The 17,138-nt window shown below is 51.5% G+C and carries 14 protein-coding genes; 4 read left to right on the top strand and 10 right to left on the bottom strand.

What is annotated here, in order from left to right; all coding sequences use genetic code 11:
- Nucleotides 1-209: 209 nt before the first annotated feature.
- The 6 genes from Pan241w_RS00115 to Pan241w_RS00095 all read right to left on the bottom strand — a co-directional run bounded on the left by Pan241w_RS00115 (nucleotide 210) and on the right by Pan241w_RS00095 (nucleotide 7,133).
- On the bottom strand, nucleotides 210-593 hold the full coding sequence (locus tag Pan241w_RS00115) for a rhodanese-like domain-containing protein (RefSeq protein ID WP_145209140.1): 384 nt from the start codon (nucleotides 591-593) through the stop codon (nucleotides 210-212).
- A gap of 92 nt (nucleotides 594-685) precedes the next feature.
- On the bottom strand, nucleotides 686-958 hold the full coding sequence (locus tag Pan241w_RS00110) for a GIY-YIG nuclease family protein (RefSeq protein WP_145209137.1): 273 nt from the start codon (nucleotides 956-958) through the stop codon (nucleotides 686-688).
- A 73-nt stretch (nucleotides 959-1,031) separates the two neighbouring features.
- Nucleotides 1,032-1,214 (bottom strand): DUF6933 domain-containing protein, encoded by a 183-nt coding sequence (locus Pan241w_RS29990; RefSeq protein ID WP_390620968.1) that lies wholly within the window; start codon nucleotides 1,212-1,214, stop codon nucleotides 1,032-1,034.
- A 48-nt stretch (nucleotides 1,215-1,262) separates the two neighbouring features.
- Complete coding sequence (locus Pan241w_RS00105) at nucleotides 1,263-3,953, bottom strand: bifunctional acetate--CoA ligase family protein/GNAT family N-acetyltransferase (protein WP_145209134.1); 2,691 nt, start codon at nucleotides 3,951-3,953, stop codon at nucleotides 1,263-1,265.
- A 48-nt stretch (nucleotides 3,954-4,001) separates the two neighbouring features.
- Nucleotides 4,002-4,934: a histone deacetylase family protein gene (locus tag Pan241w_RS00100; protein ID WP_145209131.1), complete on the bottom strand. Its 933-nt coding sequence runs from the start codon at nucleotides 4,932-4,934 to the stop codon at nucleotides 4,002-4,004.
- A 165-nt stretch (nucleotides 4,935-5,099) separates the two neighbouring features.
- Complete coding sequence (locus Pan241w_RS00095) at nucleotides 5,100-7,133, bottom strand: WD40 repeat domain-containing protein (RefSeq protein WP_145209128.1); 2,034 nt, start codon at nucleotides 7,131-7,133, stop codon at nucleotides 5,100-5,102.
- A gap of 716 nt (nucleotides 7,134-7,849) precedes the next feature.
- Between Pan241w_RS00095 and Pan241w_RS00090 the strand changes: the two genes are divergently transcribed.
- A complete protein-coding gene (locus tag Pan241w_RS00090) occupies nucleotides 7,850-9,883 on the top strand; it encodes a S9 family peptidase (RefSeq protein ID WP_145209125.1) in 2,034 nt (677 codons plus the stop codon).
- A 13-nt stretch (nucleotides 9,884-9,896) separates the two neighbouring features.
- Here Pan241w_RS00090 and Pan241w_RS00085 read toward each other — a convergent pair whose 3' ends face one another.
- Nucleotides 9,897-10,430 (bottom strand): hypothetical protein, encoded by a 534-nt coding sequence (locus tag Pan241w_RS00085; RefSeq protein WP_145209122.1) that lies wholly within the window; start codon nucleotides 10,428-10,430, stop codon nucleotides 9,897-9,899.
- 139 nt (nucleotides 10,431-10,569) lie between these two features.
- Complete coding sequence (locus Pan241w_RS00080; RefSeq protein ID WP_145209118.1) at nucleotides 10,570-11,286, bottom strand: hypothetical protein; 717 nt, start codon at nucleotides 11,284-11,286, stop codon at nucleotides 10,570-10,572.
- A 358-nt stretch (nucleotides 11,287-11,644) separates the two neighbouring features.
- Here Pan241w_RS00080 and Pan241w_RS00075 point away from each other — a divergent pair, with 358 nt between their 5' ends.
- The 3 genes from Pan241w_RS00075 (at nucleotide 11,645) to Pan241w_RS00065 (ending at nucleotide 15,501) form a co-directional block, all read left to right on the top strand.
- Nucleotides 11,645-13,828, top strand: a complete 2,184-nt coding sequence (locus tag Pan241w_RS00075; RefSeq protein WP_232107309.1) for a sialate O-acetylesterase — start codon at nucleotides 11,645-11,647, stop codon at nucleotides 13,826-13,828.
- A 77-nt stretch (nucleotides 13,829-13,905) separates the two neighbouring features.
- Nucleotides 13,906-14,391, top strand: a complete 486-nt coding sequence (locus tag Pan241w_RS00070) for an SMI1/KNR4 family protein (RefSeq protein ID WP_145209115.1) — start codon at nucleotides 13,906-13,908, stop codon at nucleotides 14,389-14,391.
- Between the two features lie 195 nt (nucleotides 14,392-14,586).
- Nucleotides 14,587-15,501, top strand: coding sequence for a hypothetical protein (locus Pan241w_RS00065; RefSeq protein ID WP_145209112.1), 915 nt, complete (start codon nucleotides 14,587-14,589; stop codon nucleotides 15,499-15,501).
- A 7-nt stretch (nucleotides 15,502-15,508) separates the two neighbouring features.
- Here Pan241w_RS00065 and Pan241w_RS00060 read toward each other — a convergent pair whose 3' ends face one another.
- Both Pan241w_RS00060 and Pan241w_RS00055 read right to left on the bottom strand, forming a co-directional pair.
- Nucleotides 15,509-16,627: a hypothetical protein gene (locus tag Pan241w_RS00060; RefSeq protein WP_145209109.1), complete on the bottom strand. Its 1,119-nt coding sequence runs from the start codon at nucleotides 16,625-16,627 to the stop codon at nucleotides 15,509-15,511.
- Nucleotides 16,617-17,111 (bottom strand): RNA polymerase sigma factor, encoded by a 495-nt coding sequence (locus tag Pan241w_RS00055; protein ID WP_232107308.1) that lies wholly within the window; start codon nucleotides 17,109-17,111, stop codon nucleotides 16,617-16,619. Before Pan241w_RS00055 ends, Pan241w_RS00060 begins: the two co-directional genes overlap by 11 nt.
- Nucleotides 17,112-17,138 lie beyond the last annotated feature (27 nt).

Genomic DNA, 17,138 nt, shown 5'->3' with positions numbered 1-17,138 from the left:
TCCACTCGGAATCTTGGTGTGGTATACATCACCCAATAAAAATCCGCGCGAAACGGATCTTATCATTGTCGTACCGATAATTCGCGGCGGAAATAGCACAACGAGACAGAGCAGAGCAGAAGTCAAAATTGCAATAATTTTTATTTTCGTTGTCATGTAACAGCTCTCTATTTGCGACATCGCGAAAATAAAATTCTGATGCCAGGAGATCATTTTGCTTTTTGAAAACCGGCATCAAGCAGTTCATCGTATCCTTGTTTGACGGGTTGAATTTTGTCGTTGTGTTTTTTTAGCAGATCTGCGGCGACTTTTGCCCGAAAGCCGGCAGCACAGTGAAGATAAATAATTTTCCCTTTAGGCAACTGCTTTTGTTCTGCTTTCGAGACACCATCCCGCAAGCTGCTTAACGGCAGAAAAATGGCCCCTTTGATATGTCCATTATTCCATTCGCTTTGTTCTCTGACATCCACAAGAACGGCCTTTTTGCTTTCGATATTCATTTTAATCATCGCAGGAGAATCTTTAGTATGATCCACAGCAAAACTGATGGATGTCATCAGCGCAAGCAAAGCAACGGTGCAAGTCCACTTCATGGTTCGACTCCTGGTTGATTCTGTGAAAGAAAAACCCTTTGGGAAATTTGAATATGACTCAATGTTAACGATTTTTGTGGCGATGTGCTAATTCAAATTATCGATTCGATGAGCGTTTCTTTTTCTGTTCGCAACAGTGCCTTTATCGCCAATTCAAGTTTTAATGCTGAACTGCGGGTAGTCTGCATTTCGTGATACACAATGCTAACAAGAAGCCGACTGCGCGTATAGCGTGCTCCTGTTCCCGCGTTGTGCTGCTCACATCTTCGGACCAAGTCTGTTGTGATACCTGTGTAGAACGAACCATCGACACATCGAAGGATGTAGACAAACCAGTTAGTGGATTCTCCTGCTGATTCATACAACCCGTCACGGAACGATTCAAGGTTTTCGCAAACTGAACCGAGTTTCTTTCAGGGGCGATGAATTTTCGAAACGCTAGTTGCCGGGCATCACACAGGAGTAAAGCGATTTTGAGTTACAAAGAAGAATGTACGGACTACGATTGCCATAAAAAAGATGGCAAGACCAATCACCAAAAGGGCTCTGATGCAACGGCAATGCCGTAAGCTTGCCGGTTTTAATTTTCTGGTTCAATGTATGTGAGAGTCGGAAGATCATCTGAAATCCTGCATACTGTGATTGCAATCAAGAGAGTGATTGCGCTTTTTATTTTGTCAGTTCCTTTACCAGCAGCACACTATCCGTCTGAGCTGAGGCGTCTTTTTGGAATTTCCGCTTTCGGAACATGTCCAGCATGATATGGTTATCCGGTGCCGTTTCTGCAACGACGCGCTGGATGCCCCACTCGCGGCAGACCTCCAGACAGTGATCCGTCAGGAACGTGCCCAGCCCGAAGCCATGCCATTGATCTGCCACCAGAACCGCATACTCGGCTTCGCGATGGTCGACGTCGGCAACGAGTCTTCCCACGCCGATCAGCTGACGCTGATCCTGTTTTGTGATTTCTGCGACAATCGCAATCTCGCGGTCATAATCGACAAAACAGAACCGCGTTGCCATGTCGTGGGTGGTTGCCTGAAATGAGTAACGAAACCGCGCGTGAATGGATGCCGACGAACATTTTCCCAACAGATCATGCCACATCAATTCGTCTTCGGGTTTGATCGGGCGCAGCAGTACCGCGGTCCCGTCTTTGAGCGTCACGCTTTTAATAAATTCTTCCGGATACGGGCGAATCGCCAGATGCGAATACGGACGCAGCGGTTGTTTCGAATTTGCCTGATCGATCACAATCCGGGCATCCAGGGCAATCACCTTCTCAGGCGTGGCGAGCAGCGGATTGACATCCAGTTCGACAATCTCGGGAAAATCAGAAACAAAATACGAGAGCCGAATCAGGAATTCGATCAGTTGCTCAATTTTGACAGCAGGATGGCCTCGGTATCCCTCTAAGAGGGGCCAGGAACGCAGCGACTCCAGAGCCCCGCGTGCCTGCCGTTCATTGAGGGGTGGCAACACCAGTGCACGGTCCTGATATAATTCCGCAGCAGTCCCCCCTGCCCCCACCAGCAGGACCATCCCAAACACGGGATCCCGTTTCGCCCCGACGATCAGCTCGTGGCCTTCTGAGTCTGATACCATCGGTTGTACGGTCACGCCTTCGACCTGCGCATCAGGACGTTTTTCTTTAACACGACTCAAAATCCGCTCGAAGGCAGCGCGAATTTCTGTTTCATTCGTAAGGTCCAGCTCGACGCCACCCACGTCTGTCTTGTGCGTGATCTGCTCTGAATAGACTTTGAGCACAACGGGTTGCCCCATCTCCTGCGCGAAAGCCACCGCTGCGTCGGCGGTGCGTGCGACCTCTGTTTTTGTGATGGGAATTCCATACGCTGCCAGCATTTTTTTGGATGTGCTCTCAGGCAGGATCTCCTGCCCCTCTGTGAGCGCCGCATCAAACAGGGCGCGTATCCCGGCACGATCAATGGAATCATCAACGGGCATGGGGTGCGGGGTTTCATAAAGGAACTCCCGATTCCGCGCGTAGGAAACCAGATACATAAACGCGCGGACGGCTTGCTCTGGTGAGGTATAAGTGGGGATGCCGGCGTTGTTAAAACGTTCAATTCCCGCACGGACTTTCTCGCCTCCCATCCAGGCTGTGAGCACGGGCTTTTGTGTCGAACGAGCCGCTTCGATCACCGCCGTGGCGGCCCCAGGTGGATCGGTCATTGCCTGCGGCGACAGGATCACAAGCAGGCCATCCACTTGCGGATCGGCGAGCACAATCTCAACCGCTTTGCCAAACCGCTCTGGTGGGGCATCTCCCAGAAGATCCAGCGGATTTCCATGCGACCACGCACTGGGCAGTACGGCGTTCAGTTTCTCAATCGTCTCCTCAGAAAACGCGGCCAGCACACCCTGCCGGGCCAGCAACGCATCGGTGGCCATCACGCCCGGACCGCCGGCGTTGGTTACAATCGCCAGACGATCACCTTTGGGACATTTCTGCCGCGCGAGCAACTCGGCACATTCAAATAAATCATCAAGCTCAAAGACGCGTACCACACCCGCCCGTGCAAACGCCGCTTCATACACGGCGTCGACTCCCGCCATGGCCCCTGTATGTGAAGCAGCCGCTTTGGCAGATTCCGTAAAGCGACCCGCCTTGTACGCGATGATTGGTTTCTTTTTTGTGAAGGCCCGCGCTGCCGACATGAATTGCCGTGCTTCCGTGATCGACTCGACATACAGAATGATGGCCGTCGTGTGATGATCCAGCGCGAAGTAGTCGATCAGGTCGGCAATGCCCACATCGAGCATATTCCCCACCGAAACAAAGTGCGAAAAGCCAATCTTTTCCTGCAGCGACCAATCCAGCACCGAAGTGCACAGCGCACCCGACTGAGAGATAAAGGCAATATTCCCTGACAACGGCATATCCGAGGCAAAGCTGGCGTTCAATTTAGCATACGGGGCCATCACCCCCAGACAGTTTGGCCCGACAATCCGCAGACCGGGGAACGTTCTGGCGATCTTCAGTACCTGCTGTTCCAACTCTTTGCCTGCCGAACCAGATTCACGAAAACCGGCCGACAAGATCACAATTCCCCGGATGCCTGCTGCGCCGCATTGTTGCATGATTTCGGGAATCGTGCGCGCGGGGGTACAAATCACCGCCAGGTCGACGGTTTCCGGCACGTCCGTCACACGGGGATAACAGACGTGTTCGTCCAGCCTGTCATACTTGGGATTCACGGGATAGACGGCACCCTCAAACCCGCCTAAGAGCAGATTCTGAAAAACGGTCTGTCCCACACTCAGCGGACGCGAACTGGCACCGATGACTGCGATCTTCCGGGGGTGAAATATTTTTTCGAGGTTTCGAATGGGCATGTTGATTCGCCTCTGATCGGAGTTCCAGCTCCGGCCCTCTCGGCCGATTCAAGCCGCCGTCAGCTCCAGTAAATGATGTTCGATACTCTCAGCCAGCGCAAGAGGATTATATCCCCCTTCCAGCGCGCTGACCACACGACCGCCGGCATGCACGGCTGCGACATCCAGCACAATCCGGGTCAGACACCCGAAATCTTCGCTCTCCAACCCGAGCGAACCGATCGGGTCATCTTTATGACTGTCAAAGCCGGCACTGATCAAAACCAGTTGTGGCCTGATCTTCTCTGCCAATCCTTCCACGGCAGATTTGAACATCGCAAGATAGTCTTCCCGGGACGTACCGAATTCCACCGGTACATTGACGGTCGTTCCCAGCCCCGCGCCCGCCCCCGTTTCGGCGGCGGTTCCCGTTTCATCACAAAACGACGCACGATGAATCGACAAGAAACCAACCTGCCCGTCTTCCCAGAAGATCTCCTGCGTCCCGTCTCCATGATGGACATCCCAGTCGACAATCATAACGCGCTCCAGCCCCAGCTCTTCAATCGCCAGTCGCGCGCCCACGGCCACGTTATTAAACAGGCAGAATCCCAGCGCCGCATCGGCGGTCGCATGATGGCCGGGCGGCCGCACCAGACAGAAGGCCCGCTCATCAATGCCTTGAATCACCTGCTCTACCGCATCACAGACAGCACCCACAGCCATGCGGGCAACGTGATACGATTGGGGACCAACCACCGTATCATCGGCAATGAAGCCGCCCCCTTTGAGAGAAAACGTTTTAACGAAGTCGATGTACTCACGCGCATGAACGCGCTCCAGACGCGAATCTGTCACCTCGTTCCACGATCTCCGAGGACAACCGGCATGCATGGCGATCTGATTCACCCGATGCACGGCGGGAAGAATCCGCGCCGGATTCTCAGGCTGGTGACCCGTTTCATATTTCAGAAAAATGGGATCAGAATAGAGGAGCGTCATTGTCTTTCATTTCTGGTTAAAAAGCGCACTAATTACGTTACCAGAAACAGAGCTCTAAATCGACACGGAAAGTACACCAAGCTCGTTCCGATCTTTGAGGACAATGTAACAAAGACGGAAAAGTGGTTTTACATCATCGTATCTTCTTCTCAAACGGAAGCTAATTCAATCTTCCGGAAGCGGGCCACCAAAGGGCAGGTTGAGTGCCGCCGGTCGCTCTGGTTGTTGTGCTGACTTTGGAAAGACGCCTCGTTTGACGATCAGGCCGGTATCCCGTGTTCCTATTACCAGATCAAAACCTTGTTCGGCAACACATGAACTTATCTGATTCAACCGCGCGTCATACAGTTGCAGCGAGCCGGTTTTCAAATAAGTATCTGTATTCCAGGCTTTAACGGCCCCTCGATACGAGGCGACTAAAAGCGTTTTCTGGTCAGGGTGAAAGTCGACGTCGACAATTTCGCGATTGCCGGTCTGGATGATGGACTCGAGGATTCCTGTTTGTGAGTCGACAATCGTTACTTGCCCTGTATTAAACACAAATAAAGCGAAGCGACCGCTTGTTGAGTTTTTAATCTGTATCAATACCGACTTCGTATGGACCGCAGGCGTCAGTATGGTTTGCTTTTTTGCGTTTTCTGTCGCAATCACTTCTCCAAATTTCTGTTCATTCTGTAGCTTTACAACTAAAGCGATACCTGGAACTGGGAGTAAATTCTCTCCATCTTGGGAAAATAGTGGGGAAGCCATTTTTTCCTCTATTGGTTGAAAGCACAAAGAACATAAACCATCGGGAGAGAGTGCACAAAGCGAGTTCGTTAATTTTTCTTTTGATCGTTTTTCCGGAAAATGTGATTTCGTTTGTTTCCCATTTCGTTCTGCGATGAGCCGTTGAACTTTTTCAGGAGTTGCCTTTAATGGAGTGGGGTAATTCCATCGCCAGAAGACTCCATTACTATCACCAGCAACGATTCGATTTTGAGACGTGTCTGCCGCAATACACAGCAGTTCGTTTGACACACCTGTCAGTGTGAAGAGTTTTTTGTGATTGGAAAGGTTCCATACTGTCGCTTTTCCAGAAGTTTCGCCTACGACTATTCGTTTTGCATCCGCAGAAATCGCTACACAAGAATTCTCAGGCACTTCCGTATTAAAAGTACGACGAATCTGATCACGCGCTTTCAATTGAAACACGGATGCGTCGTGATAGTCGAAAGAGCCAGAAAATTTATTTGCCGAAATTGGTGAGAGGTCATTCACCATGCCAGTTTCTGGTGTGACTCGTTTCCCGGTTTGTGAGTCGTAGAGAAAGATTTCTTCCAACACACCTCCAATGATACAAACACGATTGGCCGACTGGCTGTATGCGATTTTTTGATTAATGTCTCTGGAATCATCCCGGTTTAAATGCCAATCATCATACGTTAATTGGTATCGTGATCTGGTAGCAAAATCGTCTATGATCCAAGGGATTCTCAGTAGAGTCTGGTTCTTGAGCAGATTGATGGCTTTAATAGAATAATGACGGTCGTCATAAAGCCAGTGAATGAGTTCTTCTTTATTATTTTTCAGCTGCTTGTTGATCGGTTTTAAATGGGTGTTAACGACCCCACTTTTAATTAACTTACCTGAAAGAGAATCGATTAATGCCCATTGCGGTAATGTCGATTTTTCTCGACCTTGAAGATTCTCTTCTCGACTGGGATCAAATGTCACAAGGATCGTACTAGTAGGTTGATTCTTTCCAGGTAAGCCTGTATTGCCATGAAATGGCTGATCGATAACGAACAGTTCATCAATGGATTTCTTTTGATTCATAAAATCTTTAAGAACGATCGTTCTTAAGATTGTCTTGGATACTGGATCAAAACACGATATATGGTACTCTCCGAAGATGTAAAGCTGTCTGGTGTGGGGATCCCAAGTTAAGGAATCTTTCGGGGATTCTAATCTGATCTGAAAGTCTTCTAATTCAAGCTGGCATGAGGGAATCAGGCTTGGGCCCTGAAAGCCCAGTAATTGACAGCGAGTCCAGCCCCACTGCCGGCCTTCATCGGACTTAGAGCGCTCCAAATGAGTTTCTAACAAGAGGTAAGTCGTCTGAGACTGCTCTGCGGTTTCTATCGTTGAAATTGATAATGTCTTGGCATCCCCTGGAAATTCTAGTTTACGGACTCCCAGACAGGCTCCAGTGATCACGTCCCAGATTCTTAGTCTGGGGAGATATTGAGGAATTCCAGAATACAAACCGCGTTCCCAAACATTTTCTGAATCATCAAGTGTGACAATCCAGCGAGAATTGTTGAGTTGCGCAAAATCATCGAATCGGACAGGGCCAGCGATACTTCCTAAATACGCTCCTGTATCACTTCGCCAAAGCCGTACCGTTTCTGCTAAGGAAAACAGAACAGAACCATCAGCAGAAAACTGGACATCAATTGGATAAGGCGCATGCAGTAATTTGACATCGCCGTAAAACTCTTCACGGTGAATTTTGTTTTCCTGTTGGATTCGGTCAGCCAGACTGATTTCCGGTTTCTGCGCTTCGATCGCGGGAGCTGGTTTTGTCAGGCAAAACAACAACAGACAGACGATGACTTTGCTGAAAACCTCGGGACCGAAATTCATGTGCATGATTTTTGCGAACATGGATTGCCTCACTGACCGGACGATGTAAGCGTTATATTTTTCAGATGTGCCATCACTTGAATTCTACCATGTTTGATTTTCGATTTCCGTGATCATTCTTCGATTTTCTCACCACCTCGCGGATTTCTCGTTAGGAGGCAAGTCGGAGCGTTCATGTTCTATTGTTGTTTTCTTTGAGTGTGTGGTTTCTGTTGTGATTCGAATTCGGGCTGGATAGCATGGAAAGTGCACTCTGTTTTTACTGATGCCTTCCTGGGAGACTCGTTATGGTTCGTTTATCTGGAATCGTTTTTCTCTGCTTGCTGGTGATGGTTCAGGCTGCTGTTGCCGAGGAGCTGATTCCGCCTCAGGTGGGAGATCTGTATCTGACTGATGTGGCGCTGGAGCCGATCACGCTTGATGAGGGCAAAAGTGTCGTTTACGTGCGACAGCGCGTCGATCCCAAAACGCGTTCGCTGAAGCGGTCTCTCTGGCGTGTGGATCAGGGACAGGAGCCGCGGGCGCTGGAAGCGGGGGAGCCGGATGCGTTTGGGCTGCAGCTTTCTCCCGATGGAAAATGGATTCTGTTTCTTTCGACCCGGCCGTTTCCTGATGGGACGCCTGCATTCGCGCCAGTTCCGCCTTATACTGATACGGCCGCAGACATCTGGTTGATTCCGACTGCAGGGGGCACGGCTGTTCCACTGGCTGGTCCCGGGAAACCGTATGGGCGGGTGATTACGGATCGGTTTTATGGCCGCGTCTGTTTTTCGCCAGACGGGAAACGGCTGATGTTCGTCGCCGATGAAGGCAAAGATCCCCGCACCGAACAGGAACGCCGCAACAACGTGCTGATCGTGCGGGAAGATCAGGGCGAAGGTTATGAAGGCTATGGTCCCACACAGGTCTGGGTAGCGGATTTGCTTGCTGAACCAGGGAACGTGGCCGCGAAATCTATCACCCGTATCACACCCGGCGATTTCTGGTACGGCGATCCGCAGTGGTCGCCCGATGGTTCGTTCGTCGTCGTGCACGCCAATCGAACGCCCGAGCAGGAGTCGGTCCGTTACAGCATCAATCACAATTACGATCTCTGGAAAATCACTCTGAACGATAACAGGCTGACACAGTTGACGAAGGGGCCGGGGCCCGAGTTTTCGCCGCGGATTTCGCCCGACGGGAAACGGCTGGTCTGTCTGAGTTCGCCCCGTTATAAGGGACCGCACCGGGATGTGTATAATCTGACGGTCGTGGAACTCAACGAGAACGGAGCAACGTCGCGGGTGCTGTTTGATTTTCATCAGCCTTATAACGGCAAGCCGCCGCACGGTTCGCCGGAATATACGCTCTCTGAAACGTGCTGGCTCGATAATTCGCGTGTGACATTCAACTCCCTGCAAGGTCTGAAAACGGTGCGGCAGGCGGTGAATCTGGATGCCGGTCCCGAAGCAATCGAGGTCGAGTACCCGCCGGCTCCCAGACGGAGTCCTCTACTGCCGGCCAGCAACCCGCAGATCGGCAAGCGGCTGCGCGGGGACGTGGCTGTGATTCACTGGAAGAGTTTCGATGGTCTGGAAATCGAAGGCGTCGTGACCACACCACCCGCTTCGGTCGCGAAGCCACCGTATAAGCTGCTGGTGATGCCTCACGGCGGGCCGCATCATCGCGCGGGGAGCGGCTACGGTTTTACGACGCAGTTTTTCGCCACCCGGGGTTATGCCGTCTTCCAGCCGAACTTTCGCGGTTCGACCGGTTACGGCTTGAATTTTCTCAATGCCGACCGGAATGACTTCGGTGGCGGCGATATGCAAGACATTCTCACAGGAGTCGACTACCTGGTAAAACAGGGCATCGCTGATCCGAAACGGCAGTTTGTATATGGCGTCAGTTACGGCGGTTACATGACGAGTTGGCTCGTGGGGCAGACACATCAGTTCCGGGCCGCGGTCGCGCAAAACGCGGTAACCGATCTCAACGTGATGTGGCACTTAAGCGATCTGCAGAGCTGGACGGAATACGATATGAGCGGCTATCCCTGGGAAGTCCCCGAGCGGATGCGCAAGCACAGCCCGCTGACCTACGCCCACAAAGTCAAGACACCGACGCTGATTCTGCACTCTACCAACGACCGCCGTTGCACGGTGGCGATGGGTAAGATGTTTTATCGCGCGTTGAAAGAAACGGACGTCGATACGCAGATGGTGCTCTACCCCGATGAAGGCCATCCGATCAGACAGCTGCCGCATCGCGAAGACGTCTTACTACGAACTCTCGACTGGTTTGAGAAACATGATGTTCAAGGAGACTCTCAATCTGAGTAGTTCAGACACCGATTTATTTTTCCGTAGGCATCTCCAGAAATCGAAGTGCCCGCGTCGCTGCTTTGCGGATTCGTTCACTGTCGCTGCTGCAATGTTGTTCTATGAAAGCAGCTAACGATTGCGTTGGTGCGACGCCAAAGTTGTAACCGGACTCCATTTTTGTTAAAAACACCGGACTCGTTGCAAGGGCTTTGGCGAGAAGTCGATCACCACGCTGATTAAGAAACTGATAGATTCTTGCTTCTTGTGCGCATTTGATTCCAATAACGAAGTAAGCGCCGAGAACATAGTCTAAACTATGAAACGGGATGATGCTCACGTTTTCCACATCGACTTTCAGTTGCTTTGCCAAGTCAATGGCTTGTTGATCGGTGAGATTTTTTAATTCAGGTTCGACGACTTCACATAAAATGGATTCAATCACAGGCAGCGCGCTTTGATCGCATTTGAGTAATTCTATGCCCGCTTCGTTAGTAACGAAACAGCCCTGGCGCTTACATCTTCGAGCATGCAATGTGTCCAGTACCAGCTTGTCGAGTTGATTCATTTTTAGTATTTCTGCTCTATCCAAGAGATCCAAGGAAAGGAACGTAGTAATGACTGGAGGGAATACGGGGATCAACCAACGAACGGAAAATATCTGTTTCGTTGCTTATATAAAGCAAACCTGACTCAAAGCATTTGCTTCAAATCAGCTTAAACGACAGGACATCGCGCTGGGGGCGTTTGACGAGTAGAAAGATCATGAACGAAAATATGGCTAGGGCGATGGCGCCGACGAAGACCGATGTCCAGACAGGGCCGATGGTGTAGCCCAGCCAGTTGATCAGTCGCTTCATCCCGCTACGACGGCCCGTGGGTTCATAATTGGGATCGGCGTCGGCTGCGAGGAAAATGAAGAGCCCACCAATGGCCGCGGTAACCGCCAGAGCGAAGAGCGGGCCCTGCATTACAGACCAGGCGTCGGCGTCTTCCTGGCTGTACGTCCCACCCAGGTGTTGTTGCACCGCTTCATAGACCTGTTTCTGCTCGCCTTCCTTGCCATCGGGGATCTTCTGCTTCTTTCCCTCCGCATCGAAAAGGGAGAGCTGGTTCAAATCCGGAGCAAAGGTGACACGTGTCAGACGTTCGCGCGGCAGACAGGCCGCTTTGGGCTCGGCCCGGATAATCGCGGCGGCTTCGTCGGGTTGTTGGCTGACTTTCGTCAGGAGTTGGTGAAATGTTTCCGGCTTTTTGATATTCAGAGACCAGGAAATTCCCGTTGAGTCGATATGCACCACATGCGATTTGACGCTGTCGCCCGTATTGGCAGTCCATGCCACCAGGGTGCCGTTTTCATTCGACGAATCAAAAGAAACAGAATCGGAGGGAGAGAGTTCATCGGAATCGTGAGCGTCATTCATGGAAGTTCCAGCTCTTGTTAGAGTAAACTAAATCATCAATTCGGTACATTCACTCAGCTGCAGTTTCGATTTTGAAGTTCATTTTTGATAACATCAAATTGGGAGTCAAGAAAATTATTGAGCGAGGCGGCGGAAATGTTCCATTGTGCTGAATGTGCGACATGGTGGCAGCAGCATGCCCTGTGAATGAATCAGAGAAGTCATTCCGTTTAGCGCAAGACTCTTTTAAATTCTCCTCTCCCGGATATTGTATTTCCTTGCATCGTCTGCTGAAGTTATGGATCATTTTAATTAGAATGGTGACCCTCTCCACGCTTATCCTGCAACCCGACCAAATTTTTGATAACGAATCGAAACGATGATGAAATTAAAAACGATCTCACTGCTCGCTGTGACCTGTTTTATTCTGTTCTCTGTGACCACCCGAAGTCAGGCGGATGTGCGTCTGCCTCACATTTTCGGGGATCATATGGTCTTACAGCGGGAGATGCCCATTCCAGTCTGGGGCTGGGCGGATCCGGGGGAAAAGGTGACTGTGGAACTCGGGGGCTCCCGTGTTTCGACGGTCGCCGATGATGCGGGCAAGTGGACCGTGAAACTTCCCGCACAGCAGGCCGGCGATCCCGTCAGCTTGATCGTTAAAGGGAAGAACACGGTCACGCTGACCGATGTTCTGCTGGGTGAGGTCTGGCTTTGTTCGGGACAGTCAAACATGGAATGGACCGTGGCCCGCAGTAATGACTTCGAAAAGGAAAAAGCAGCCGCCAACTATCCGAAAATTCGTCATATCAAAATTCCGAAACGACCGAGCGGTTTTCCGCAGGAGGATGTCGAAGCCACCTGGGCTGTCTGTTCGCCTGAGACGGTAGGCAACTTCACCGCGGCGGGCTACTTTTTCGGTCGCAAATTGCACAAGGACCTCGACGTTCCCGTCGGCCTGGTCAATTCATCCTGGGGCGGAACCCGCATTGAACCCTGGACGCCTCCTTGCGGTTTTGCGCAGGAACCGGCGTTAGAGGCCATCTTCAAACAGGTGGAACTGACCAACCCGGCGAACGCCGCTTACAAGAAAACATTGAGTGCGTATCTTGACAATCTGGAAGCCTGGGCCGCGAAAGCCAAAGCCGGTTTGAAAGCAGAGACACCATTGACGCCGCCCCCCGCGTATCCGACTTCCATTCAACCGCTGACGAGCCACGGTTCGCCGACCACACTGTATAACGGCATGATTCATCCCCTGGTTCCGTATGCGATGCGGGGGGCCATCTGGTATCAAGGGGAGTCCAATCATCGTGAGGGGATGCTGTATTACGACAAAATGAAAGCGCTGATCGGCGGCTGGCGAGACGTCTGGAAACAGGGCGAATTTCCGTTCCTGTACGTGCAGATTGCCCCGTATCATTATGGCAGCGAATCGCCCAGCATCCTGCCGGTCTTCTGGGAAGCGCAAAACAAGTCGCTGGAGATTCCGAACACGGGGCAAGTGGTCATTCACGATATCGGCAACCTGAACGACATCCATCCCAAAAACAAGCAGGATGTGGGCGCCCGCCTGGCATTGATCGCGCTCGCGAAGACCTACGGAAAAAAGGATCTGGTTCATTCGGGGCCGGTCTTTAAATCGTTGAAGAAAGAGGGCGCCAAACTGCGTGTGACATTCGATCATGTGGGCAGCGGTCTGGTCTCGCGCGACGGCAAGCCGCTCAGCTGGTTCGAAATCATCGGCGAAGAAACCGACTTCGTGCCCGCGACAGCGGTGATTGAAGGAGACTCGGTCGTGCTTTCCTCACCCAAAGTCAAACAGGCGGCTGCGATGCGATTTGGCTGGCACAAACTGGCCGAACCGAATCTGGCGAACAAAGAAGGACTGCCAGCGACACCCTTCCGCGCGGGCAAAGTTCCCGATCGAGACTGGCTGTCTTTGAAGGTCGATGAATCGAAAGACTTTAAATTGATTTACGATCTCGATTTGAACAATTTGGGTTCAAAGATCAATTACAGCGTCGATCTGAGCAAAGATGTTTCGACGCCGTTCGACCGGATCGCTTACTTTCTGGAGCTGCAAAAAATTGGCGAGGAAACGCAGTTCGTGTATGTTTCGATGGATGCCTTTACCGACGATCTCACAAAGATCGGCGTGCCCACCTTCGGCAGCAAAGCCGTGTTTCAAACGCAGGTGGGCAATCTGAACGTCGTCTCGAACGTCGTCGGCATCGCAACGGGCACCGGTCTAACAGGAGGCAACATCGAATTCTGGTCGAGTAATTACGGCCCGGCGAATTCGAACAAGATCCCCAATGCCAGCGCCACGCTATGGGACTTCGGCGACGAGCCCGGCCCGCCCGCCGACGGTTATGGCAGCATGCAGGTGCATAACTTTGAAGCCAAGCAGACCATCTTCGCGGTCAACCAGTGGAAAAGCGGCCCCGGAGCAGACATCGGCATCGGCAACAGCACCGGCCGCACCCGCGACTGGACGTTTACATCGAACGCATCGCAATACGAAGTCAAACGGTTACGCGTACTGGTGCGGGCGAAGTAGGCTGGTAGTTTTATTTTTTTGTTAAAGGGATACAAATTGACCAGGTCTATTGGGGTGGACTTACTGGAGTAGAAACGGTGAGCGAACAAGACTGGAAGGCTCTTTTAGCCAATCTCAATATCATCACGAATGGCGACAAAGTCACCCCCGTCAGTACAGAGACTCTGGTTACCTTCGAGAGGAAACAGGGGATCAAGCTGCCTTCAAGCTACCGATCATACTGTCGTGTGTTTGGTGCTGGGCAATTTGCAAATCTTTTTAACATCGCAATACCTGGATACTCTGGTCGATCTCCAACTTACTCTGTAGAGTACCTATCGAATTCGCAGATTGAACTAGCAGACCAGTTGGCGGAACTGGGAACCGATGCCTCACAAATCAAACGGAGTATTTTCTTTAGCTTTGACTTAATTGGGTCGAATCATTTCTTCGACCCCGAAGATATCACTGACAAGCATAAGACAGAATATGCTGTATATACACTTTTCAGGAACTGTGATGTTCAAAGATCGGCAATTTATTTCTGGGAATTTATAACTTTAAGCTGCCTGGGAAATAAATGAAATATACTAATCTTTGACGTCGATTCTCCAGATCAGGTTTTCCGGCCTATGAGTCATTAATTATGTGGTATGACTGTGATCGATAGGATTACTTGTCAATTATTCCGTTTAAAACCTAAATTAAGTGACTCAGTTCTTTTTCTCATCTCATGAATCACTTTAGATCAATTCACTGCACAGAAGCAGGCAATAGGCATGGCAGACAGTCCTCCGAACTTACAAGGATGGGAATGTGTGAAGGAGGAGGGGCCGCCTCCTTTCATTACGCACCGGCTGTTTCGCCACGCCGATGGCTCGATCCGGGAATGGCTCGCGCGCAAGCATCGTAAAAATTTAATCGCGCGTGAAATCGGCTTGGCCGAGGCGGTTGGCAAGCTGCTGATTCGCTGTCTGTGGATGCCGCGCGAGTTGAACTGGTGGATTGGTTCTGTATTCGCGCTCGGTGCATCGCTGTTTGCGATTGCCAGCATTCTAAGTCTCGCGCCCGATCTGGCGGCGTCACTCTCCCTGACTGGTTCGCAGGTCAATGCGATTTACTTTGCCGGGTCGATCCCCTTCACAACGGCGGCTTACCTGCAACTGTTTCAGGCAGCAAATTCAGGAGCGCTCCCCGATGAAGATCAGACAGAGCAGAAACATTTGAACGTGTTCGGCTGGAAACCGGCGAGCGTGGGCTGGCTGAGTTGTGCGCTGCAGTTTGCGGGAACGATTTTGTTCAATTTCAACACTTTCGATGCCATGCTGCCCTCCCTTTCCTGGTTCCAGATAGATTTGCTGGTCTGGATTCCCAACTTCCTGGGCTCGATTCTGTTTCTGGCGTCGGGTTATCTGGCCTTTATCGAAACCGGCCATCGCTACTGGGCCTGGCGGCCGGGAAATCTCTCCTGGTGGATTGTATTGATCAACCTCTTGGGATGCATGGGCTTTATGATTTCGGCGATGTTGGCATTAACGCTGCCCCATTCCACAGCCCCCTGGCGGGAGACCTTGTCGGTGGTGTTTACGCTACAAGGTGCGATCTGTTTCTTTCTGGGAGCCATGTTGATGTTACCCGAGACTGTTCGGGAGGAAAGCATTCGTCAGGAGCCGGGGCTAACGCCCTTCGGCTAATTTTGTCTCAAGGCGCTGAATGTTCCCGCTGTTGTGCGGCCCTTCGGATCGCTGCCCGGTTCTCTTTCGTCATGGGGACGTCTTTTCGAATTTGCTTCTCGGAAGAGTCCAGTGATTGTACCTCGAGCGTCACTTTGTCTTTCGGCGGATGCCCCATGCGGGTGAGCAGCTCGACGAGGTCTTCTTCGAATCGTTTTTGCCATTTGTCGCCATAGGTTTGTTTGCTGAATTCTACGATTTCGGAGGCGAGGAGTCCGTCCAGCGCGATGAGCTTAAACCATTCCTCACCCAGTTTGACTTCCGGCTGAGACTCCTGCCAGCGCACAGCCGCGAAGGGAGATATTTTGGGATATTCATCGCCCCGCTGGATTTTGAAGATCATGAATCCCAGAAACAATATCACGATCGTAAGCACGATGATCAATCTGGCCGGAGAAGCACTGGATGACTGGAGCCTCTTTTCTGCAAAGGGCAGCCCCGGCAAAGGAATTTGTTTCCCGGTACCATCGTCGGTTGTTTCATCTCCCAGGCTTGAAAGCAGCGTCAATAGCTCCTGGCGTCGCGGTTCCAGCTGTAAACGCACAGCACGTTGATTCAGAAAATAAATGAGACCATAGAGCGCCAACAAAAAGCCGGCGAGTCCCGCGAAGGAGATGAGAGCAGGCAACCAGCCCCCAGATCGTGACAACCAGGACACATGCGCAAAGAATACCAGGATGGATATACTGGGCGGCAATAAATACCACCAGAAAATATTACGCAACAACCAGATTTGATCCTCCACCTCGGTCAATGAACGCTGCACACAATGCAGCAGCGGTTCATCCGGCTCATTGGGTTTCTGCCTGTGACGCATGCGATACACGAGCATGAACCCGGCCATCCAGATGAGCACCGGCACGGTCAGATACCAGGTCCAGGGCGAAGATGTCCTGGCTCCCAGAATGAACCAGACGGGAATTAACAGCAGCGCGATCAGAACTTCGCCAAAATCGCGATAGAAAATCGTCGCGCGAAAATTGAGCTGGTTGCGCTGGACTTCCTGGCGCAATAAGTCAGCATCAATGGTGACCCTCGTCTGAGCTGATTGTGCTTGCCAAGCTTGCTGAAATTCGTCAGGAGCCATCTGTTTCTCCTTTCATCAATTCATTCAGCGTTTTTTTTGCCCGATTCAATTTCACACCCACGTTGCTTTCAGAGATACCCAGCACGTCGGCCATCTCCCGATAACTGAGTTCATCCAGGTAGAGCAGGACCAGTGCCGCATCGGCTTTTGGTAACTGGTGAATGGCCTGGTAAAGCCGCTCAACAATGTCTCGTTGCTGCGCCTGCTCGGCAGTGTCGCATCCCTCTGTGACGAGGGTTTGGACTTCCAACAACGGTTTTTGTCTTGCCCGCCGCGGCTTATCCTTTCTTTTCCAGTTCATCGCGGTCTGTAACGCCACGCGATAAAACCACGTCGCTACGCTCGATTTATGCTCGAACTTTGGCAAGGACTGCCAGGCCTGGAGTAGAATCTCCTGCGCGAGGTCTTGACACTCCTCACTGGTGAGCGTGTAAGCGCGCGCCACTTTCATGACGGACGAGCCATGCTCATCCAGCCAGTTCATGAACAGTGACTTTTGCTCTTCGTCCTG

This window comes from Gimesia alba, from assembly GCF_007744675.1.
Lineage (GTDB): Bacteria > Planctomycetota > Planctomycetia > Planctomycetales > Planctomycetaceae > Gimesia > Gimesia alba.
This window is presented reverse-complemented; position numbering and strand designations above follow the sequence as displayed.

What these genes read in the sequence shown, in the direction of transcription:
- Pan241w_RS00085 (WP_145209122.1), bottom strand. Translation starts at nt 10,430, where the DNA reads ATGAATCAACTCGACAAGCTGGTACTGGACACATTGCATGCTCGAAGA.
- Pan241w_RS00100 (WP_145209131.1), bottom strand. Translation starts at nt 4,934, where the DNA reads ATGACGCTCCTCTATTCTGATCCCATTTTTCTGAAATATGAAACGGGT.
- Pan241w_RS00090 (WP_145209125.1), top strand. Translation starts at nt 7,850, where the DNA reads ATGGTTCGTTTATCTGGAATCGTTTTTCTCTGCTTGCTGGTGATGGTT.
- Pan241w_RS00105 (WP_145209134.1), bottom strand. Translation starts at nt 3,953, where the DNA reads ATGCCCATTCGAAACCTCGAAAAAATATTTCACCCCCGGAAGATCGCA.
- Pan241w_RS00075 (WP_232107309.1), top strand. Translation starts at nt 11,645, where the DNA reads ATGATGAAATTAAAAACGATCTCACTGCTCGCTGTGACCTGTTTTATT.
- Pan241w_RS00055 (WP_232107308.1), bottom strand. Translation starts at nt 17,111, where the DNA reads ATGAACTGGCTGGATGAGCATGGCTCGTCCGTCATGAAAGTGGCGCGC.
- Pan241w_RS00080 (WP_145209118.1), bottom strand. Translation starts at nt 11,286, where the DNA reads ATGAATGACGCTCACGATTCCGATGAACTCTCTCCCTCCGATTCTGTT.
- Pan241w_RS00065 (WP_145209112.1), top strand. Translation starts at nt 14,587, where the DNA reads ATGGCAGACAGTCCTCCGAACTTACAAGGATGGGAATGTGTGAAGGAG.
- Pan241w_RS29990 (WP_390620968.1), bottom strand. Translation starts at nt 1,214, where the DNA reads ATGATCTTCCGACTCTCACATACATTGAACCAGAAAATTAAAACCGGC.
- Pan241w_RS00060 (WP_145209109.1), bottom strand. Translation starts at nt 16,627, where the DNA reads ATGGCTCCTGACGAATTTCAGCAAGCTTGGCAAGCACAATCAGCTCAG.
- Pan241w_RS00115 (WP_145209140.1), bottom strand. Translation starts at nt 593, where the DNA reads ATGAAGTGGACTTGCACCGTTGCTTTGCTTGCGCTGATGACATCCATC.